The sequence below is a fragment of the Rhodanobacteraceae bacterium genome, from assembly GCA_024234055.1.
In the GTDB taxonomy this organism is placed as follows: Bacteria; Pseudomonadota; Gammaproteobacteria; order Xanthomonadales; family SZUA-5; genus JADKFD01.
The window spans coordinates 25361-45466 of sequence record JACKOW010000010.1; the positions used below are offsets into that span (position 1 = coordinate 25361).

15 protein-coding genes are annotated in these 20106 nt (G+C 65.7%); 10 read left to right on the forward strand and 5 right to left on the reverse strand.

Annotated elements, in window-relative coordinates; translation table 11 throughout:
* Positions 1-58 precede the first annotated feature (58 nt).
* A complete protein-coding gene (gene deoC, locus H7A19_15515) occupies positions 59-817 on the forward strand; it encodes a deoxyribose-phosphate aldolase (GenBank protein MCP5476239.1) in 759 nt (252 codons plus the stop codon).
* A 277-nt stretch (positions 818-1094) separates the two neighbouring features.
* Here deoC and H7A19_15520 read toward each other — a convergent pair whose 3' ends face one another.
* A complete protein-coding gene (locus H7A19_15520) occupies positions 1095-1748 on the reverse strand; it encodes a response regulator transcription factor (GenBank protein ID MCP5476240.1) in 654 nt (217 codons plus the stop codon).
* Positions 1741-2898: a sensor histidine kinase gene (locus tag H7A19_15525; protein ID MCP5476241.1), complete on the reverse strand. Its 1158-nt coding sequence runs from the start codon at positions 2896-2898 to the stop codon at positions 1741-1743. Before H7A19_15525 ends, H7A19_15520 begins: the two co-directional genes overlap by 8 nt.
* Positions 2899-3048: 150 nt before the next feature.
* On the opposite strand from H7A19_15525, the gene H7A19_15530 reads away from it, so the two are divergent.
* The 5 genes from H7A19_15530 (at position 3049) to H7A19_15550 (ending at position 8728) form a co-directional block, all read left to right on the forward strand.
* Positions 3049-3480: a DUF2141 domain-containing protein gene (locus H7A19_15530; protein MCP5476242.1), complete on the forward strand. Its 432-nt coding sequence runs from the start codon at positions 3049-3051 to the stop codon at positions 3478-3480.
* A 16-nt stretch (positions 3481-3496) separates the two neighbouring features.
* Positions 3497-4225 (forward strand): hypothetical protein, encoded by a 729-nt coding sequence (locus tag H7A19_15535; GenBank protein ID MCP5476243.1) that lies wholly within the window; start codon positions 3497-3499, stop codon positions 4223-4225.
* 426 nt (positions 4226-4651) lie between these two features.
* Positions 4652-5548: a glycine--tRNA ligase subunit alpha gene (glyQ, locus tag H7A19_15540; protein ID MCP5476244.1), complete on the forward strand. Its 897-nt coding sequence runs from the start codon at positions 4652-4654 to the stop codon at positions 5546-5548.
* 146 nt (positions 5549-5694) lie between these two features.
* Positions 5695-7863: a glycine--tRNA ligase subunit beta gene (locus H7A19_15545; protein ID MCP5476245.1), complete on the forward strand. Its 2169-nt coding sequence runs from the start codon at positions 5695-5697 to the stop codon at positions 7861-7863.
* A gap of 166 nt (positions 7864-8029) precedes the next feature.
* Entirely contained in the window at positions 8030-8728 is a 699-nt protein-coding gene (locus H7A19_15550) for a peptidoglycan-binding protein (protein ID MCP5476246.1), read from the forward strand.
* A gap of 472 nt (positions 8729-9200) precedes the next feature.
* Here H7A19_15550 and H7A19_15555 read toward each other — a convergent pair whose 3' ends face one another.
* A complete protein-coding gene (locus tag H7A19_15555; GenBank protein ID MCP5476247.1) occupies positions 9201-10856 on the reverse strand; it encodes a tetratricopeptide repeat protein in 1656 nt (551 codons plus the stop codon).
* A 170-nt stretch (positions 10857-11026) separates the two neighbouring features.
* Here H7A19_15555 and H7A19_15560 point away from each other — a divergent pair, with 170 nt between their 5' ends.
* A complete protein-coding gene (locus H7A19_15560) occupies positions 11027-12232 on the forward strand; it encodes an acyl-CoA dehydrogenase family protein (protein ID MCP5476248.1) in 1206 nt (401 codons plus the stop codon).
* Between the two features lie 189 nt (positions 12233-12421).
* Here the strand turns inward: H7A19_15560 and H7A19_15565 are convergent, their stop codons facing one another.
* On the reverse strand, positions 12422-15817 hold the full coding sequence (locus tag H7A19_15565; protein MCP5476249.1) for a hypothetical protein: 3396 nt from the start codon (positions 15815-15817) through the stop codon (positions 12422-12424).
* A 280-nt stretch (positions 15818-16097) separates the two neighbouring features.
* On the opposite strand from H7A19_15565, the gene H7A19_15570 reads away from it, so the two are divergent.
* Positions 16098-16595: a DNA-deoxyinosine glycosylase gene (locus H7A19_15570; protein ID MCP5476250.1), complete on the forward strand. Its 498-nt coding sequence runs from the start codon at positions 16098-16100 to the stop codon at positions 16593-16595.
* Positions 16596-16880: 285 nt separating this feature from the next.
* Here the strand turns inward: H7A19_15570 and H7A19_15575 are convergent, their stop codons facing one another.
* Positions 16881-18362, reverse strand: a complete 1482-nt coding sequence (locus tag H7A19_15575) for a RimK family protein (GenBank protein ID MCP5476251.1) — start codon at positions 18360-18362, stop codon at positions 16881-16883.
* A gap of 239 nt (positions 18363-18601) precedes the next feature.
* Here H7A19_15575 and rimI point away from each other — a divergent pair, with 239 nt between their 5' ends.
* Both rimI and H7A19_15585 read left to right on the forward strand, forming a co-directional pair.
* On the forward strand, positions 18602-19090 hold the full coding sequence (gene rimI, locus H7A19_15580; GenBank protein MCP5476252.1) for a ribosomal protein S18-alanine N-acetyltransferase: 489 nt from the start codon (positions 18602-18604) through the stop codon (positions 19088-19090).
* Positions 19091-19501: 411 nt separating this feature from the next.
* Complete coding sequence (locus H7A19_15585; GenBank protein MCP5476253.1) at positions 19502-19900, forward strand: DUF4345 family protein; 399 nt, start codon at positions 19502-19504, stop codon at positions 19898-19900.
* The last annotated feature ends 206 nt before the right edge of the window (positions 19901-20106 follow it).

The following is a 20106-nucleotide window of genomic DNA, read 5'->3' on the forward strand; positions in this document are numbered from 1 at the left end:
CGTGGCCACGGAGCGCATTGGCGCGAAAGTCTATGCTCAGGTGCTTGAACCTGATCTGATGATGACGATGCTCACCGATGCCCGAATCGCGCTGGCCTGTCTGGACCTGACTTCACTCGGCGAGGACGACACGCCAGCCACCGCAGCCGCGCTGGCCAAGCGTGCGCACACGCCCTACGGCACGCCGGCGGCGATCTGTGTGTATCCAGAACTGATCCTGGCCACGCGGATGAGCCTGATGCGCGAGGGGATTCCGCAGGTGCGGGTGGCCACCGTGGTCAATTTTCCGGACGGATCGGTGTACGCCGAGCGCGCCGACAACGAGACGCGGCGGGCGCTGGCTGTGGGCGCCGACGAGATCGATCTGGTGTTCCCGTGGCGCGCCTTTCAGGCCGGTGACCGTGCTGCTGCGGTGGCCCTGGTGAAAGGCGTGAAGGCACGCTGCGCCAAGGTCCAGCTCAAGGTGATTCTGGAAAGCTCCGCCTTCGAGGATCTGGAGCAGCTGCGCGCCGCAGCCGATGCTGCCATCGCCGGGGGCGCCGATTTCCTGAAGACCTCGACCGGCAAGGCCGGTGCCGCCGCCAGTCTGGTGGCCGCCCGTTGTCTGGGCGAAGCCATCCGCGCCGCGTCGCGACCGGTGGGCCTGAAGATCTCCGGCGGCGTGCGCACGCTGGCCGATGCCAGCCGCTATCTGGCTGTTGCTTCCGAAATCTACGGCCGCGAGCGCGTGGTCCCGGCGCGATTCCGCATCGGCGCCAGCGCGCTGCTGGACGAATTGCTGCCGGCGCTGGCGCTGGAGCCGGCGGACGAGGATTGAGGGCGCGAGGGCACGAGGGCACGAGGGCAAGAGGGCACGAGGGCAAGAGGGCACGAGGGCAAGAGGGCAAGAGGGCGCGCAAGATCAAGAGCGGCCGCGCAGGCGCGCGTCCTTCCGCAAGACCGCGCTCGTTCAGCGTAGGCGGCTTGCTGCTTTTCCTCTGGGTTCTCCGCGTCGTGCTTCTGACCGCAATTGGCACCGGTGAGCGGGTTTCGCCATGGAAGGCAAAGGTGCATCAGGCAGCAGGAACGGTGGAATCGCCTGCGGCGGTCCCACCCTACAACAGCCTTTGGGTGATGGCCTTGAGCACCGCATGAGTGCGGTCGCGGCAGTCGAGCTTCACCAGGATGTCGGACATGTAATTCTTGACCGTGCCTTCGGACAGATGCAGCGAACGGCCGATTTCCTTGTTGGAATAGCCGCCGGCCACCAGCCTGAGGATGCTGATTTCGCGTTCGGTCAGATGCAGCCTGGGGCCGATTTGCGCTTCGGGGCGACGCAGCGCCCGCACCGGGCCCAGACTCACGGGTTGCAGCAGGGTGTCACCACCAGCGACCTTGACGATGGCCTCGGCCAGGTCCTCAGGCGAGGCATCCTTGAGCAGAAATCCCTGGGCTCCGGCTTCCACCGCGGCCAGCATCAACTCGCTGTCGTCAAAGGTGGTGAGCAGGATCACTGGCGTGGCATCGCCGGCTTCGCGCAGTCCATGGATCAATTCGATGCCACCGACACCGGGCATGCGGATGTCGCTGACAATCACGTCCACCGGGCGCTGCGGCAGCGCGGCCAGCAACTGGGCGCCGTCGCTGGCCTCGATCGCAATCTCGATGCCGGCCAGGCCGTTGAGCAGCGCCGACAGCCCCTTGAGGACCAGCGCCTGATCGTCCACGAGTGCGATGCGGATATTGCTCGCCGGCGCCGATTCAACCATGGGCCGGCAACTCCGCCTTGAGCAGGGCGCCACCACCGCTGAGCGCGGTCAGTGACAGATCGCCGCCGGCCTCGGCCAGCCGTTCGCGCATGCCGCGCAGCCCATTGCCGAATTGGAATGACTTCAGCGGCGCGCCGTCGTTGCGCACGGCCAGCTCGATGCGCTCACCAACGCGTCCGCAGCGCACCTCGATCTCATGAGCACGCCCGTGCCGTAGGGCATTGGTGATGCCTTCCTGAGCGCAGCGCAGCAGGATTTCGGCGCTGTCGAGATCGGCCACCCGCAGCGCCGGATCAATGTCCAGGTGAAATCGGGTACCGGGAATCTGACGGGTCAGGGTGGTGATCGCGGCGGGCAGATCGATGCCATCGTGCTTGCGTAGCTCGCTGACCACGGCGCGAATATCGGCCAGCAACTCATCCGCCAGGGTGGCGGATACCTTGACCTCCTCGCGATCGGCCAGCGCCGGATCGCGCTGCAGCAGGCGCAGGTTGAGCTTGAGCGCGGTGAGCTTGTGACCGGCCACGTCGTGCAGTTCTCGGGATAGTCGCAGGCGCTCGCCGCTGCGGGCGCTGTCTTCCAGCAAGCGCTGGGTGACCAGTAGCTGGGCATGGGTCTGCGCCAGCTGCTCGCGCGCGGATTCCGCGTTCATGGCGTAGTGCACGGTCAGCGCCGCAAAGGTCTGGAATCCCATCATCGGCACCAACGACAGCAGGGCGCTTGTCCACGAGATGCCCTGCACCCAGATCGCCAGCAGCGCCAGATTGCACAGCAACAGGATCAGGATGGCCTGTGCGCGCGGCCACATCGCTACCACCTGTCCAGCCACGATGATCAACAGGATCGCCGGACCGCCATTGCGCAGATACCAGCTGGCCAGCAGCACCAGAGCCGCCTGCGTCAACACCAGAATGCGCTCGCGGCGCAGCTGGCGGCTCTGGGCCAGCCCGCTGCAGACCAGGTAGACGACCAGAACGCCGGTCAAGGCGCCCAGACCCGCCCATTGGCGCGGATCAGCCTCAACCAGGCGGCTCCAGCGGATGGATTGCAGCATCACCGCCAACCAGGTGATGTAGGCGGCCATGTTCAGCGGCGACAGCCAGGAGCCATGCCAGGGCGAGTCGGGCTGGATTCTGTCTTGGGTGCTCATGGCGCCAGTCTATCCCGGCCCGCCCCGGGGTCGGCGCTTGCTGATGCAAGTGGTGACTTTCATCACCCCTCAGGGGTGACGGCTCGCACCTGCCGGCAACGGTCGTTGAAGCGGATGCTGGGCTCACCACCACCCAATGGGGAATCCACGATGAAATCCAGGCTCACCACTCTCCGTCTCCTGGTCCTGCTCGGCGCTGGCAACGTCGCCGACGCCGCTTCCCTGACCGTGGACATCGGCAATCGTGTCAAACCTGGCGAGATGTTGATGGTCGCCGTCTACGATGACGCCAACCACTGGCTGAAGAAGCCGCTTCGGGCCGTTCGCGAGGCCGCGCCGGCTTCGGTCAGTGCCTCCGGCCGGCACCAGTTGACCTTCGATGGCCTGCCGGCGGGTCGCTACGCGCTGTCGGTTTACGTGGACCGCAATGGCAACGGCAAGCTGGATCGCGGGATGTTCGGGATTCCCAGCGAGCCCTACGGCTTCAGTCAGGGTGGCGGCAGCATGGGCCCTCCGGACTTCGGCGACGCCGCGGTCGAGCTGACGGAAACAGATGTCACCATTCCCATCAAGCTGCGCTGAGCAGGAGCAGACCGCCATGGACATGTACCGTTATCTGGTGATTGCGCATATCGCCGCCGGCAGCGTCGCGCTGCTGACCTTCTGGATTGCCGCGATCGCGCGAAAAGGCAGCCCGCTGCACAAGCGCATCGGCAAGTACTACCTTCTGGCCATGATCGGCATCGTCGGCACGGCACTGCCGATGGCGCTGGTGTTCATGGCCCGCGGCCGTTTGGGTACCGGGGTGTTTCTCGCTTATCTGGTGGTGATCACTGCCTCGGGCATGTGGTTGTCCTGGCGCGCGATCCAGCTCAAGCGCGACCGTGCAGCCTATTTCAATGGCCGATTTCGCCAGGTTGGATGGATGAATCTGATCTCTGGACTGATGGTCTTCGGCGTGGGGGTGCAGCTGGGCAGCGCCTTGCTGATGGGCTTCTGCTGGGTCGGCGTGTTCATCGGTATTGGCATGTTGCGGCGCGCTGGCAATCCCCCGGCCATGCCCAACTGGTGGTTGCGTGAGCACTACGGTTCGATGCTGGGCAACGGCGTGGCCACCCATATTGCCTTCCTGGGTATCGGCCTGAAAGGATTTCTGGCCAGTTTCGGCATTCCTTCGCTGATGCTCGTGCCCTGGTTCGCGCCTCTGCTGGTGGCCGGCGTGGCTGCGGTTTATCTGGATCGGCGCTACGGCGGGAAGCGTGCAGTTCGACGACCGAGCACCCCGCTTCCTGTGGGAGCGGGTTCTGCCCACGAACTTTCACCTTGAGGTCCCGGGCACCGACACACGCCTCGTGGAGGGCGCCGCGCTGCGGCGCCGCCTTGCCCCGATCCGGAGATCAAGAGCGGCCGCGCCGGCGCGCGGCCCTCCTCAGAGCCGCTGCGCTCTCAACACATGTCGCAAGTACTTGATGGGTCATTGCGAGGAGCGCAGCGACGAAGCAATCCAGGGTGTCGCCGCACGCCCCTGGATTGCTTCCACCCGGATCAAGTCCGGGGTCGCAATGACGCCGGGCTCTGGTAGGTCCGGACTGCTCCGGGCGCTTCAAGAGCACCTGAGCAAGCGCGTCGAGACCAGTCGGGACCTACAACAGCGCCGAAGCCCGCAGCCTTCCCGTGCCCCATGCCCCGTTTCCCGTGCCCCTTCCAAGCCCCGTATACTCGCCGACCTCCTATCTCCCGCCGACGCCTGCGCATGTCTGCCCCGACCTTTCAGGACATCATCACCCGACTTAACGCCTACTGGGCCAATCAGGGCTGTGTGCTGATCCAGCCGCTGGACACCGAAGTCGGCGCTGGCACCTTTCATCCGGCGACCTTTCTGCGCAGCCTGGGGCCGGAGCCCTGGAACGCGGCCTATGTGCAGCCTTCACGCCGCCCGACCGACGGTCGCTACGGCGAAAATCCCAATCGCCTGCAGCATTACTACCAGTATCAGGTGATCCTGAAGCCCTCGCCAAAGAACATTCTGGAGCTGTATTTCGGCTCGCTGGTGGCGCTGGGCATCGATCCGCTGGTGCACGATCTGCGTCTGGTCGAGGACAACTGGGAGTCGCCGACGCTCGGCGCCTGGGGTCTGGGGTGGGAAGTCTGGCTCAACGGCATGGAAGTCACCCAGTTCACCTATTTCCAGCAGGCCGGCGGCATCGAGTGCAAGCCGGTGTCGGGTGAGATCACCTACGGGCTGGAACGGCTGGCGATGTACCTGCAGAACGTCGAGAACGTCTACGATCTGGTCTGGACCACAGGCCCCCAGGGCGTGGTCAGCTATGGCGATGTGTTTCTGCAGAACGAGATCGAGCAGAGTGCCTACAACTTCGAAGCGGCGAATGTAGCCGAGCTCTTCCACGCCTTCGATGCGCACGAGGCCGAGGCCAAGGCGCTGGTCGAGCGTGGCCTGCCACTGCCGGCCTACGATCAGGTCTGCAAGGCCAGTCACAGCTTCAATCTGCTCGACGCCCGTCGCGCCATCAGCGTGACCGAGCGCCAGCGCTACATCCTGCGCGTGCGCACCATCGCCAAGGCGGTGGCCGAGGCTTATTACGCCCAGCGCGAGAAGCTGGGTTTTCCAGGTGTGAAGAAGGCGGCCTGAGGTCTTGACGCCACGCTGTTGCGGGTCCGGACCCGTCCCGTCGCCGGCCCAGCCACCGTGAGATCAGCCAGAAGCGTCCGGACCAGTCCGGTCCTGCAGAAGCAACCGCCGGGCTCCGCGCCCGCCCCATCAATCTGAGTAATGCCATGACCACCACCGCCGATCTGCTCGTTGAACTGCTCTGCGAAGAGCTCCCCGCCAAGGCCGTGGCCGACCTGGCCCGCGGTCTCGCCGCTGGTTTGGGCGAGCGCCTGGGCAAGGCCGGCATCGAGCATCCGGCCGATCAGGCGCAGGCGCTGTGGACGCCAAGGCGGATTGCCGTACTGATTCCGGGTGTTGCCCTGGCCCAGCCCGAGCAGACCTCCGAACGTCGCGGGCCGGCGCTGGCGGCTGCCACCGCGCCCGATGGCAGCCCGAGCAAGGCGCTGATCGGCTTTGCCGCCTCCTGTGGTGTTCCGGTTGAGGCGCTGGAGAAGCTGGAAACCGACAAGGGCGCCTGGTTTGTCCATCGCAGCACCAAGCCCGGCGCGCTCACTGCCGATGTGTTGCCGGCCATGGTGACCGAGGCCATCGAGGCCTTGCCCCTAGGCAAGCCGATGCGCTGGGGCAACAACGATTTCGCCTTTCTGCGCCCGGTGCATGGATTGATCGTGCTGCTCGGCGAGATGGTGCTGAACGCGCAGGTCTACGGAGTCGCCAGCGGCCGTCGCACCCGCGGACACCGCTTTCACCATGCCGACGAAGTCTCGATTGCCCGTCCCGCCGATTACTCGGCCACCCTTGCAGCGGCTCATGTGCAGGTGGATCCGCAAGCCCGTCGTGAGCGGGTGCGGGCGCAGGTGAGTGCGGCGGCGCAGTCCCTGGGCGGCACGGCACGACTGCCCGAGGATCTGATCGACGAAGTCAGCAATCTGACCGAATGGCCATGCGCCATTGCCTGCTCGATTCCAGCCGAATACATGCGCCTGCCCGAGGCGGTCATCGTGACTACCATCGAAACCCACCAGCGTTTCTTTCCGGTGCTCGATGGTGCCGGCCAGTTGCTGCCCAGTTTCGTCGGTGTCGCCAACATTGACAGCAAGGATCCGAACGAGATCCGCAAGGGCTACGAGCGCGTGGTGCGCCCGCGTCTCGCCGATGCGGCCTTCTTCTTCGATCAGGATCTCAAGCAGCCGCTGGCCGAGCACGTCGAAGCGCTGAAGACCGTCACTTACCAGCAGAAGCTGGGCAGCCTGCATGACAAGACCGAGCGGGTGATCGCCCTGGCTCGGGCCGTGGCCCCGGCCGTGGGCGTGGAGCCGGGTCTGGCCGAGGCCGCAGCGCGGCTGTCCAAGGCCGATCTGCAGACGCGCATGGTCGGCGAGTTCCCGGAACTGCAGGGTCTGATGGGTCGCCACTACGCGCTGGCCCAGGGTCAGCCCGAGGCCGTGGCAGTGGCGCTGGACGAGATCTACGCGCCGCGCCAGTCCGGCGTGCCGATCGCTGCCAGTCCGCTGGGGCGGGTGCTGGCCATCGCTGAACGTCTGGATACCCTGGCCGGCATTTTTGCCGTGGGCCTCAAGCCCACTGGCAACAAGGATCCGTTCGCGCTGCGGCGCGCGGCCTTGGGCCTGGCGCGCACGTTGATCGAAGGCAATATCCGCCTGGATCTGCCGCAGATCCTGGAAAAGGCGGTACTTGGCATTCCGGCGCAGAGTCTCAAGGACTATCTGGCCAAGGTCGCCAACAATGTCTTCCAGGACGACACCCTGCTCGGCAAGCTGGCCGATCAGCTGACCGCACCGGCAGTGAACGAACTCTACGAGTTCATCCTCGAACGCACGCGGGCCTACTACAGCGAGGCGGGCATCACCGCCGATGTGTTCGAAGCCGTGGCCGCACGGCGGCCGCATGATCTGGTCGATTTCGATCAGCGCCTGAAAGCGGTGCTGGCCTTCAAGCAGCTGCCTGCCTGCCAAAGCCTGGCCGCCGCCAACAAGCGCATCCGCAATATCCTGCGCAAGGCCGGCGAGAGCGGTATCGACATCGCGGCTGTGGGCGGGGTGGACGAGAGCCGCCTGCATCATGATGCCGAGCGCGCACTGTACAGCGCCATCCGCTCGGCCGAGAGCGACACCGGCGCGCGCTTCGAGGCCGGCGAGTATGTGCACGGCCTGACCCGACTGGCCGAACTGCAGGCCCCGGTCGATGGCTTCTTCGACGGCGTGATGGTCATGGCCGACGAGGTCGCCGTGCGCAACAACCGACTGGCCTTGCTGGAACGCTTGAGCACGCTGTTCCTGCGGACCGCGGACATCTCGCTGCTGGCCGGATGATCATGGCGCAGGATCTGCGCCGTCCTGGTGCGAGCCGGGGCGTCGCAGATCAGCGTGGATGAGCATGACACTCACAGCGTGACATTCGTTTACCGATAGCGGTGATCGATACTGAGACAAGTGTCGCGATAGCTACTCCATGGAAGAGATTCTCACGGGGGTAGTCATGAATAGATCCGCAGAACAGATACTGGATATTGCCGCCACCCATCTGGGTGAGCCTTACCGGCTCGGCGCCCGGGCGCCGATGCTGGACCCAGCCTGGAAGGGCCCATGGGATTGCGCCGAGTTCGTGTCCTGGTGCGTTTACCGCGCCAGCGGCGTGCTCTACGGCGTCCAGCCTGACAATCCGATGCTGGCCGACGCCTACACGGGCTATTGGTCAGCCCAGGCGCAGCGCGACCACGCCACCATCGCCGTGGCCGAAGCCATGACCATTCCCGGCGCCGTGCTGCTGCGCGCGCCGCAAGCGGGAAAGATCGGACATATCGCGTTTTCGGACGGCACCGGCGGCACCATCGAGGCCCACAGCAGCAACCGCGGCGTGATTCGCCACACCGCCGCCGGCCGGCGCTGGGACTTTGGCGTGCTGGTGCCGGGCATCGAGTATTTCCGCACCGAGCTGACCCCGGCCTATCGCCCGCCGGAGCCGGTGCTGACTGTCACCCGACCGCTGACCCGCGGCCCCACGGTCAAGCGCGTTCAGCAGGCGCTGGCCGATCGACAATTTCCGGTGGGCCCGGTCGACGGCATCTACGGCCCGCAAACCGAACACGCCGTCAGCCTGTTCCAGGCCGCTCACGGCCTGGTCGCTGACGGCGAGGTCGGCGCACTGACACTGGAAGCGCTGGGTCTGGTGGATTAGCGCGGGCGCCGCGCTACGGCTTGGCGCGACGGACTCCAGGAGGGCCGCGCGCCTGCGCGGCCGCTCTTGATCTCGTGTTTGCCAAGGCGGCGCCGCGGCGCCCTCCAAGGCGCGTAGCCCGGCGTGGCTCTCCATGAACCCATGTCGCAAGTTGTTGATGCGTCATTGCGAGGAGCGCAGCGACGAAGCAATCCAGGGTAGCGCCGCACATCCCTGGATTGCTTCCCCCGGATCAAGTCCGGGGTCGCAATGACGCCGGGGGTTCATGGCCCGTGGGCAGTGTCAGGCCGACACAGCTGGCTCGCAATGACGATCTTTTTTCGACATCTCGAAGATCCAAACGCTCTTCTTCGCGTTCTCTCTGCTTTTCCTTTGCCTTCTCTGCGTCCAGCTTCTGGCCGCGAGTTGCGTCAGGACAGGATCGTCGCGTCGCCGATCGCGCCACCAGGGCGCTCCTACAGGCTGCCAGCCCTCAACCCGCCGCCTCGGCCATCTGCCTGAGCTTCTCGCGCACCCGCGGAGCAAGGCGCTCGTAGTGGGTACCGAGCAGCAGGCGCAGCTCGTTTTCCTCGACCAGACCGATGGACTGCCGGAACTGGCACTTGGCCTCGGTGATGCGCTGCTGCATGGCCATGATCTTGTCTTCGGTATCCAGCCGCAGAGCCGTGGCGTGCGGGTGCTCCCGGCGATAGCGCTCGATGCGTTCGCGATGGCGCGAATGCAGCATGGCCGGTGTGATCTCGGCCGCCAGCGCGCTCAGATCAACCTTGCCACGGTAGCCGAAAGGACTGCCGCTGCCGGCGTTGTTGGTGATCAGGAAGCCGCCATCGTCGAAGGCCGTTTCCAGTTCCACTACCGCGGGCCGCTGCCATTTGCCCCGGAGTTTCAGCCAGGCCCAGGCCAGCCAGCCCGGCCATTTGGGTTCGATACGGTAGCTGGCGGCGCAGGTAACGCTATCGGCAGCGGCGTAGATGCGCACCAGCGTCGGGCCGGCGAGCTGCTCGGCCAGATGCTCGGGCTCGTAGTCTCCGATCACCCGAAAGCCCTGGGCTCCCAGTATCCGGGTCACCGATTCGGCGTGCTCGCGCATGAAACGCGGATAGCGCTCGATGGACGTGGTGACATAACAGGGCTCGGCCTCGTGGGCCAGGGCGTGGATCTTGTAGGCCACGTCGATGGCGAGCACATCGTCCGGATCCCCGGAGACAAACTGGGACATCGACTGATCCAGGCTGAGACCACCGCGCACGCCGGCGGCGGCGCTGCGGATCATCGACGCCGCCATGTCGTGGCCCAGGGTCGCCTTTTCCCGCGCGCTGACCTCAAGCAGGCCCTGCTCCAGCAGTCTTGCCATCTGTTCGCGTTCACCGCGACCGCCGTCGAGCGAGCAGGCGCGCATGTCTTCGATGATGGCGCGCTCGGGATCATCGGTGGGCGTGACCGCCAGCACCGCGTCGAAGGCAGCCAGCGCGGCATCATGGGCACCGAGATAGTGCAGCACGTTGGCCAGTTGCAGGCGCACCTGCGGGTTGTTCTTCAGCACCAGCGCCTGTTCGAGATCAACCCGGGTCTGCTCCAGGCCCTGACGCGACCAGCGCTGCCCGGAGACCGTGCGGATCACATCAGGTCCATCCGGCACTTCGTCGCCAAAGCCGAGCATGGCGCCCAGCCGATGCAGTCGGGCGCGTTCGACGTAGGCCTCGGACAGCCGCGGATCCAGCTCCAGCGCGCGATCCAGCGCCGCCGCCGCAGCTTCGCGCTGCTCGCCGCCGTTCAGTAGCCGCGCCAGCATCAGCTGCGCACGTGCCAGTTTCGGATCGAGCTCGATGGCCTTGCGCACATCGGTTTCCGGGTCGTTGCTGCCTTCGCCCTCCAGCGCCAGTTCCGCGCGCAGCAGCCAGGCCTGGGCGTAGTCGGGTTTCAGGGCCAGCACCCGTTGGATCTCCAGCAGCGTCTCGGCCGGGCGTCCGAGCGCCCGCAGGGTGCGCGCACGATGCCAGTGCAGGGGCGCCTGCTCGGGATATTCCTGAATCAGCGCGTCGATCAGTTCCAGCGCTCGATCGATATCGCCGCTGCGCAATTCCAGCGCAAACCGCTCCAGTCGTTCGCGCGCCGTTGTCTGCGCCATGTGCCGCTCCCATGCGATTGCCGACCAAGAATAGCCGCTTGTGTCGGGCAGCGATCGCCGCCCGGACGTAGTGATTGGCTGAACGCTGCAAAATTCCGGACGCCTTGTCCTCGCAAGCTCGGGCTCTGAGCGCTTAGGCTCACGGCTTGCGCTTGATCGAGGAGGCTCGCATGTTCGATTTGTCCGCCCGCGCCAGGGAAATCCACGAACGTCTGCTGGGCTTCATGCGCGAGATAGTGGAACCGGGAGAGCGCGAATACCTGGCCGCCATCGCCCAGCCAGGGCAGCGCTGGGAGATTCCCCCGGCCATGGAGGAGATGAAGCGCAAGGCCAGGGCCGCCGGACTGTGGAATCTGTTCCTGCCCGACAGCCGCCACGGCGCCGGCTTGAGCAATCTCGATTACGCCCGCATGGCCGAGATCATGGGCCGTTCGCTGATTGCTCCGGAGGTCTTCAACTGCTCGGCACCCGATACCGGCAACATGGAAGTACTGCATCTGTACGGCAACGAATTCCAGAAGCGGCAATGGCTGGAACCGCTGCTGGCCGGCGAGATCCGCTCCGGCTTCGCCATGACCGAACCCGATGTCGCTTCGTCGGACGCCACCAACATCCGCTGCCGCATCCTCCGCGACGGCGATCACTACCGCATCAGCGGGCGCAAATGGTGGACCACCGGCGCCATGGATCCGCGCTGCAAGTTCTTCATTGTCATGGGCCAAACCGATCCCGAGGCCAAGCCGCACGCGCGCCACTCGATGGTGATCGTGCCGCGGGATGCCGCCGGCGTGCGCATCGTTCGGTCGCTGCAGCTGTTCGGTTTCGACGACGCCCCCAATGGTCATGCCGAAGTCGCCTTCGAGGACGCGCGGGTGCCGCTCGGCCATCTGATCTACGGCGAGGGCAAGGGCTTCGAGATCGCCCAGGGTCGTTTGGGACCGGGACGCGTGCACCATTGCATGCGCCTGATCGGCCTGGCCGAACGCGCCCTGGAGGCCATGGTCGATCGCGCCAAGTCGCGCATCGTTTTCGGCCAGCCCATCGCTCGCCACGGCATGGCCCAGGAGGCCATCGCCCTCAGCCGCTGCGAGATCGAGCAAGCCCGGCTGCTGACGCTGTCCACCGCGCAGGCCCTCGACAAGCAAGGCACCCGCGGCGCCCGCGACCGGGTGGCCATGATCAAGATCGTGGTACCGCGCATGGCCTGTCAGGTCATCGACCGGGCCATCCAGATCCACGGCGGTGCCGGTCTGTGCGAGGACAGCTTCCTCGGCCACGCCTACGCCGGCGCCCGCTCCCTGCGCATCGCCGACGGCCCCGACGAAGTGCACCTCATGACCCTGGCCCGGATGGAGTGCAGCCGGGGGGAGGGTTGAGAGCTGGTTGTCGGTTGGTGGTTGGTGGTTTCCTGTGAGAGTCCCGGTCGCCCCTGTCGGTGCGCTGGTTCGCACACCAAATACTGGAGGGCACGAGGGCGAGAGGGCACGAGGGCACGCAAGATCGAAAGCTCGCGGCTAGGCTGCCTTTGCGTGCCCTCGCGCCCTCGTGCCCTCTCGCCCTCGCCCCTACTGACACACGCTCTGCGTCGGCCCGGCATAGACCAGGCGTTCGATGCTCTTCTGCTGGTTGATGCCGTCCAGGGTGTAGTTGAAGGTGGCGTGCGCACCGTCGACGAAGCGCAGCGTGGCGCTGCCGACCTCCGGCACCGGGAAGCTGGTGGCGGCAGTGCCGTTGATCTGCAGGAAGGGCGTTCCCGAGCTCGGGCGGTTCAAGGCGCCGCTGAAGCTGCCGTCGGCCTGCTTCTGCAGCACCGCGGTCAACCACATCGGCTGGCGGTCGGTGGCGTAGGTGTACCAGGCGACGAAGATCAGATTCCCGGCCTCGGTCAGATGCATGCCCCAGCCTGATTCGCTGGCGTTCCACCAGAGATCGGTGCGATTGCCAGCGTCGGCGCGACTGCCCTCGACAAACTGGCAGGCCGGGATGGGCCCCGGCGCCACGCGCCCGACGGTCTTGCTCTGGCTGACGCCGTCGACGGTGTAGTCGAAGCGCAGGCGATCATCGGCCTGCGGCGTGAAACGGGCGGTGCCCACCAGCGTGCCCGGGTCGTTGGCGGGTACGCCGCTGATCTGCGCAAAGGGTGTGCCGGTGAAGCGGTAGACCTCGCCGGTATAGCTGCCATCGCCCTGAAGCGCGGCGCCGGAGATCAGCATCCACGCCGGCCGCCCGTTGCCGTCGTAGGTGTACCAGGCCGGCGCCAATACCGTGCCCTGGTGGGCCATGCTCAGGCCCCAGCCGTCTTCACCGGCCGCGGTCCACAGGCCGGTGAGATTGGGCTGTCCCAGCGCCCGCGGCAGCGGCCACACCCAGGCCCCGCGCGAGCGCGTGAACACTGCCAGCGTGGTGAAGCCGCGATCGATGGCCATGTCCCAGACAATCGCCCGCGGCAGCCCGCGGAACAATCGCCAGATCGGTTGCGGCGCTTCCACGTTGTCGGTGTAGTACAAACCCCAGTCGCTACCGGCAAAGACCTGGGTCGGAATCCACGGGTTGACCATCACCGTGTTCACCGGCACGTCCGGCAGATTGCCGCTGACATCGCGCCAGCTGAAGCTGCTGCAATCGGCGTTGCAGCGCACCTGGTAGACATGCCCGGGCGTAGCCGGGGTATTGGCCCCGAAGCCGGCCACGGCGGCATAGCCGATGGTGGGCGTCTGCGGATCGGTGGCCACACCGAGGATTGGCCGGTTCGGCAACACCGCGTTGCCGCCGGTGACATCGCGCCAGCTGGCGAAGCCGGTGCCGAGGCCGAATCCGAACCAGACATTGCCATCCAGGGTGCCGACCATGGCCACGCGCCGGGTGGGTACGGAAAAGCGGATGGACTGGATCACCGAGCGATTGTCGCTGCCGACGATGAGATTGTTCTTGGTCAGATCCGGGCTGATTGGCACCCAGCGCGCGCTGGCGGTGGCGCCGCTGGCGCCGTTGGTGCTTTCCCAGACCCGATAGGTGCCGGCAATCAGATGATTGCAGCCCTGAAAGTTGTCGCAGCCGCTGTCGACGACGTTGACATCGCCGTACTTGTAGAGATCGAAGGGCATCAGGAAGCTCTTGCGATCGCCGCCCTCCTCGCCCGGCGACCAGGGCCCGTTGGCGTTCTGTTCCGGGGCATTGGCGCCATTGGTGCTGGCGACGATGTTGCCGCGCTGGCTGGACATGTAGACGCGCTGGCCAAACACCGGCTCGATCCGGGTGGTGATGCCATCGCCGCCATAGGCGTGCTGCCAGATGTCGGGGCCGGCCTGGCTACCGAACTGGATCAGCGCCGAGGTGCCGTTGTCCTGGGCACCGCCGATGACCACCCGCGGATTGGCGGTATCGAAGTTGGCGATCAGGTCGCCGGAATAGAACTCGATGGTGTTCAGGCTGTTGTTGAGATGAACGAAGTTCGGTGTCGGCAGGGTGGCATTGGCGCTGTAGTAGACGCCGCCATCGTTGCCGATCAGCAGACGATCGGGGTCGCCACCGACGAAGGCCCGGGCGTGCTGGTCGATGTGCACGACCGACTCGTTGTTGTTGCACAGCAGATTGATGAAACTGGCGGCGCCATCGATGGATCGGTAGGTCCACCAGGCGCTCAACACCACATCGTCGATATTGGCCGGAGACACGCTGATGCCGGCGTTGTACCAGTTCTGGGTGCCCGGCGGGCAGCCCTGAAAATTGGCCGGCACCGCGCGCGGCTGCCAGCTGCTGCCGGCGTCGATGCTGCGCCAGAGACCGACAATGGCGAAACCCTGCGAGGCAATGGCCTCGGCGTAAAGCACGTTCGGGCTGCCCGGCGCTGCCGCCAGTTCGATACGGCCGATGGCGCCAAAGCCGACGCCATTGCCGAGCCCGGCCGGCCAACCGTTGTCGGCCCTCGAAATCAGTTCCCAGCCCACCGGACAACCGGCCGCGGGCATCGGCGCCCGGTAGATGCCGTTGGCGCCATTCATGTCCAGGTCCGGCTGCACCGGCGTGGCCGTGCCGCGCGTGCCCACCGCGGTGATCAGCGTGGTGTTGCCGCCGAAACCCAGTGCCAGCAGAGCAGTGATGTCCTGTCGGTGCGGATTGGCGCTGTTCGGGCCATAGGGATTGGTCAGACAGGGCCCGGTCCAGGATTCGCCGGCGTCATAGGAGAGATACAGACCGGTCTTGGTACCGACGATCAGTCGACTGGACTGGTTCGGATCAACCACGACCTTGCCCACCGCCTGATATTGCGGAAAGGCCGATAGACTGGGTGGGTAATTGGGCACGAACTGTTCGCGCCCCAGCACCCGCCAGCTGTTGCCACCGTCGCTGCTCTTCAGGACACCGGCTGAGCCGAAGGACCAGGAGCCAAAACGCAGATCGCCGGTGCCGGCGTAGATCACATCCGGGTTGTTGGGGTCGATCTCCAGATCGCCGATGGCGATCGACTGGATCTCGGGCGAGTCGGTGACCGGCTCGAAGGTGGTCGCCGCGCTGCAGCAGTTGTCGCTGCGCCAGACACCACCACCATCACTGGCAATGAAGGCGCGATAGGAATTCGGATCACCGGCGATCAGCGGCTGCGCCGAGACCACGATGTCGTTGACCCGACCGGAGTTGTTGTCCAGGCCGTTCTGGATGGGCCGCGGCCCCAACGGCGTGAACGCGTCCGGATTCAGAGAAGTGCCGGCCTTCAGGTGAGAGAACTGTCCCGAAGGCAGATCAGACGCCACCTTGGCATCGCTGACACGCGCCGCTTCCAGCCAGCGCGGATCGAAGCGCCCGGTGGGATAGCTGTAGACCGTGGCCATGAACTCGCCGATGGGCACCGCGTCCGGATCCTTGATCGGCGCCGGCGCCGGGCTGTCATCGAGCCTGGGCGCACTCGCACAGCCGCCCAGCAGGAGCAAGGTCAGCAGAGGGAGCAAACAACGACCGGACATGCCATCACCTTGTGAACTCGGATAGCCCGAGTTTCGCATTGGTGGCGGTATGGGAAAAGTGTAGTGCCTGTGGGAGCGGCTTCAGCCGCGATGCTTTGCGCCAAGCACCTGCAATCCCGGATCGCGGACGAAGTCCGCTCCCACAGCGAAACGCGCTGGCGCGCCACCCGATTCGTCGTGCGCCGGAGCCGCGCTACGCTCGACCCCGGCCGATACCGTGTCTTCCGCGCACTAGCCAGGCCTGCGACCATGCGCGCTCCTGTTCCTATCGCCTCCCATGATGCACGAGCCCCGCATATCCAGCTTCCCGCCGCTGCTGGGCCGCCGGCCGCGGCTGCTGATCCTGGGCAGCATGCCCGGGGTGGCTTCGCTTGAGGCACAGCAGTACTACGCCCATCCGCGCAATGCCTTCTGGCCCATCCTGTGCAGCTGGTGCGGCATCGCCTGCGAGTCAGCGTATGCACAGCGCGTCGAGGCCTTGCTGCAGGCAGGCATCGCGGTCTGGGACGTACTGGCCCACTGCCAGCGCCCGGGCAGTCTGGATTCGGCCATCGACCTGAAGACCGCGCAGCCCAATGCCATCGCTGAGTTGCTGCAGGCGCAACCGGGCATCACGCGCATCTGTTTCAACGGTACCGCCGCCGCCGATCTCTATCGCCGCCACCGCTTGCCCGCAGCTCCACTGGAGCTGATCCGCCTGCCGTCGACCAGCCCAGCCCACGCCGGCATGGCGCTGGCGGAGAAGATGCGGCGCTGGCATCAGGCGCTGGTGGGGTAAAGCGGGGGCCGGTTGCTGGTTGCTGGTTGCTGGTTGCTGGTTGTCGGTTGCACGGAAAGTCAGAGGCACGGGCGCTGGTGGGTCCAGACTTGTCTGGACGCTCCTGCGGCATCGTAGCCCTGATCCGCGGCCATGCTACTGGTCCCAAGGGCACCGTCAATTTGAAAGCGTCCGGACAAGTCCGGACCTACGGACTTCTCCGCGGCCTCCGCGCCTCCGCGTGAGCCCGCTCTTGCCGGCAACCGAGAACCAGCAACCGACAACCGCGTTAAAGGCAACCAGCAACTAATCACCGACACCCAGGCGCTTGCGCTCCAGCCGGCGCAGGAATTCGCCCATGATCCGCCGATACAGGTCCTGACCGAGATAGGCGTCTTCCACGCCCCAGTCGATGTTGGGGTTGTCGTTGACCTCGATGATGACGATGCGATCACCGACCTGCTTCAGATCGACACCGTAAAGGCCGTCGCCAATCGCCTGGGTGGCGCGCAGCGCCAGCTTCACCACCTCGCTGGGCACTTCGCGTACCGGCAGGGTCTTGAAGCTGCCGGTGCGGGCGTCGCCCTTGGCCGAGTGGTTGTAGATCTGCCAGTGGCCACGCGACATGAAGTACTGGCAGGCAAAGATGGCCTCGCGATTGAGCACGCCGATGCGCCAGTCGAAATCGGTGGGCATGTATTCCTGTGCCAGCACCAGCGCGCTCTGCTGGAACAGCTCATCGGCGGCGCGCTTGAGCGATTCCGGATCACTGGCCTTTACCACGCCGCGCGAGAAGGAACCGTCGGGCACCTTGAGAACGATCGGAAAGCCGAGCAGATCACCGAGTTCGGCAATGCGCTTGGCCTCGTCGCGGAACAGGATTTCGGTGCGTGGCGTGGGCAGCTTGCGGCTCTTCAGCAGATCCGACAGAAAGATCTTGTTGGTGCAGCGCAGGATCGAGGTCGGATCGTCGATCACCACCATGTCTTCCTTCTCGGCCTTGTTGGCGAAGCGGTAGGTGTGGTGATCGAGCGCGGTGGTTTCGCGGATGAACAGGGCGTCGTACTCGGCCAGTCGGGCGTAATCATCGCGCTCGATGGGATCGACCTCGATGCCGAGCTCCTTGCCGGCAGCCACGAAGGCCTTGAGCGCCTTCTTGTTGGACGGCGGGAACTGCTCGGCCGGATCCTGCAGCATGGCGATGTCGTAGCGATACTTCTTCGGCGTGCGCCTGCTGCGCCAGAGCTTGGTGCTGAAGCGGTTCAGCGCCGCGGCAAAGGCGTCCTCCTGGGCATCGCTGAGCGTGTGCATGCCGGCTGGCTTGACCGCATTGATCTGCCAGACACTGTCGCGCTCGAATTCGATCCGCAGGATCGGGCAGGGGAAGGCCTCGAACACCTGTCGGGCCAGATCCTTGAGCGGCTCCGACGCGGTTTCGCCGAAATACACCAGGATGCCGAAATCGGTGGTGTCACGATCCTGCGCCAGCGAGCGCGAGAGCTTGACGTTGAGATCTTCGATGTCCAGACCGTAGAGCGAGCGCCGGCGCAGATCATTGATCGCGCGCACCGAGGGAATCACCTTGTGCCCACGGGCCTCGGCCAGCAGCGAAACGTAATAGCCCGCGCCCAGGTACTTGTAGCTGCGGCAGAGATTGATGACCTGCGTGCGCTCCTCGTCGGGCCGGATCGGCTCCTTCAAGTAGTCCATCGCAGTAACCACATTGTCCGAGGGGTGATAGCTACCCCAGTCGGAGGCTTTCTCGACAACGATGACCAGGCGACTCATGTGGTCCTGAACCTGCGCACTCGCAGCAGCCGCGACGCGGCCATGCAGAGGGCTTGGGGCGACGGCAACCGGCCGTCGCGGTGGCGCCGACTGGCAGTCATCCGGGCGCGCGGCGCATAGTCTGGCACAGGATTCATGGACGGAAACAGCAAGTGAGCACACACCTGTTCAGCCGCCGGGGCGCATCTGCGCGGCGCCCGGCGGGCACTGCCAAACGCAGCCCCAAGCGCGCACCGGGACTGCGTCTGCGGAGGGCCGGCGTTGCCGATGTGGATGCGCTGGATGCGCTGGAGCAAGCCGTGTTCAGCGGTGACCGCATGCGTCGGCGCCAGTTCCTGCATCATGTGCAGGCTCAAAGCAGCGATCTCATCGTGGCCGTGAGTCAGGGACAAGTGCTCGGCTATGCGCTGTTGCTGCGCCGTCGCGGCATCCGCAGCTGCCGCGTCTATTCGATCGCCGTCTCGTCCGCTGCTCGCGGTCAGGGTCTGGGCGCCTTGCTGCTGCAGCGACTGGAGCGCATTGCCCGGGCCAATGGCCTCGGCGAGATCCGCCTGGAAGTGCGTCAGGACAACACCACCGCGCTGGCCCTGTACGAGAGCCGCGGCTACCGCCGTTTTGGCGCCCACAGTGGCTATTACGAAGACGGCGCCGACGCCTGGCGGCTGGCCAAGTCGCTGACGCCCAAACCCCGCCGCCGCAGCAGCCGCAGCGGACCCGGTTCCACGTAGGAGCGCCTTCACGGCGCGACCGGCGACGCCGCAACCTATGACCATAGTCGCGACGCAAGGTCGCTCCTGCCAGAGGTCCGGCTTCTCGTAGGAGCGCCTTCACGGCGCGACCGCGGACATCGGCAGACCTTCTCGCCTTGTTGCAGGCAGGAGCTTCAACGCGGAGAACGCTGAGAAAGGCTCTTTGAAGTCCGCTCGACTTCTCTCCGTGTTCTCTGCGCTTCTCTGCGTACTCCGCGTTCTGCTTTTGGCACCAGCTCACTTGAGTCCCGATCTTCGCCACGGCGGTGCGCTCTACGGTCGCGACGCAAGGTCGCTCCTACGGTAGACCGGACCATTCCTTCGCGCCGGGGACTCCCGCTGCACATCCGGGGGCGTAGTCTTCAATCGCCAGAACGGGGGAGAGAGGCGATGCGGATCGACAAGGCCAGCTTGCTGGTGGGTGGATTGGGTTTTCTGGGCTTCGGGATATTGATGACGGTGGCGCCGCAGGCGGCTATGGCCAGCCTCGGTCTGGCCGTGCCCGATGGCGTACCGACCACCGAGATCCGGGCCTTCTACGGTGGTCTGGAATTGGCGCTGGGTGGTTTGCTGCTGGCGGCGATGGTGCAGCCGGCCTATCGCCGGGCGGGTCTGTGGCTGGGCTGCATCAGCTACGGTGCGGTCGCCGTGACCCGGGCCCTGGGCATGCTCATCGACAGCAGCGGCGGCAGCTTCCTGCTCGGCGCACTGGCGGTGGAATCGGTGCTGGCGCTGTGGTTTGCGCTGGCCTTGCGCGCCTCTCCAACGGCTAGCCCGCATATTTCATGAGGGAACGCGGATGATCGCGAAGGGCTTTGCGCCGGAGTCGAGACGAGAGGAGGAGTAATGGTTGTTCCATTGCGACGACGAGCAACGAAGAGTCCGGCGTAAAGAACGAGCGAGGGCCGCGTTAGCGAGGCAATGGCAGCGAACAGTTTGTCATTTCAACCCATTCGAGGATTTCCGCGTCGTTCCAACGAAGTCGGGCGATTTCA

Coding starts and splice junctions, on each gene's coding strand:
- H7A19_15545 (MCP5476245.1), top strand. CDS start 5,695: ATGACCACCACCGCCGATCTGCTCGTTGAACTGCTCTGCGAAGAGCTC.
- H7A19_15535 (MCP5476243.1), top strand. CDS start 3,497: ATGGACATGTACCGTTATCTGGTGATTGCGCATATCGCCGCCGGCAGC.
- H7A19_15520 (MCP5476240.1), bottom strand. CDS start 1,748: ATGGTTGAATCGGCGCCGGCGAGCAATATCCGCATCGCACTCGTGGAC.
- glyQ (MCP5476244.1), top strand. CDS start 4,652: ATGTCTGCCCCGACCTTTCAGGACATCATCACCCGACTTAACGCCTAC.
- H7A19_15565 (MCP5476249.1), bottom strand. CDS start 15,817: ATGTCCGGTCGTTGTTTGCTCCCTCTGCTGACCTTGCTCCTGCTGGGC.
- H7A19_15575 (MCP5476251.1), bottom strand. CDS start 18,362: ATGAGTCGCCTGGTCATCGTTGTCGAGAAAGCCTCCGACTGGGGTAGC.
- H7A19_15585 (MCP5476253.1), top strand. CDS start 19,502: ATGCGGATCGACAAGGCCAGCTTGCTGGTGGGTGGATTGGGTTTTCTG.
- H7A19_15555 (MCP5476247.1), bottom strand. CDS start 10,856: ATGGCGCAGACAACGGCGCGCGAACGACTGGAGCGGTTTGCGCTGGAA.
- H7A19_15530 (MCP5476242.1), top strand. CDS start 3,049: ATGAAATCCAGGCTCACCACTCTCCGTCTCCTGGTCCTGCTCGGCGCT.
- deoC (MCP5476239.1), top strand. CDS start 59: ATGATGACGATGCTCACCGATGCCCGAATCGCGCTGGCCTGTCTGGAC.
- H7A19_15560 (MCP5476248.1), top strand. CDS start 11,027: ATGTTCGATTTGTCCGCCCGCGCCAGGGAAATCCACGAACGTCTGCTG.
- H7A19_15550 (MCP5476246.1), top strand. CDS start 8,030: ATGAATAGATCCGCAGAACAGATACTGGATATTGCCGCCACCCATCTG.
- H7A19_15525 (MCP5476241.1), bottom strand. CDS start 2,898: ATGAGCACCCAAGACAGAATCCAGCCCGACTCGCCCTGGCATGGCTCC.
- H7A19_15570 (MCP5476250.1), top strand. CDS start 16,098: ATGCACGAGCCCCGCATATCCAGCTTCCCGCCGCTGCTGGGCCGCCGG.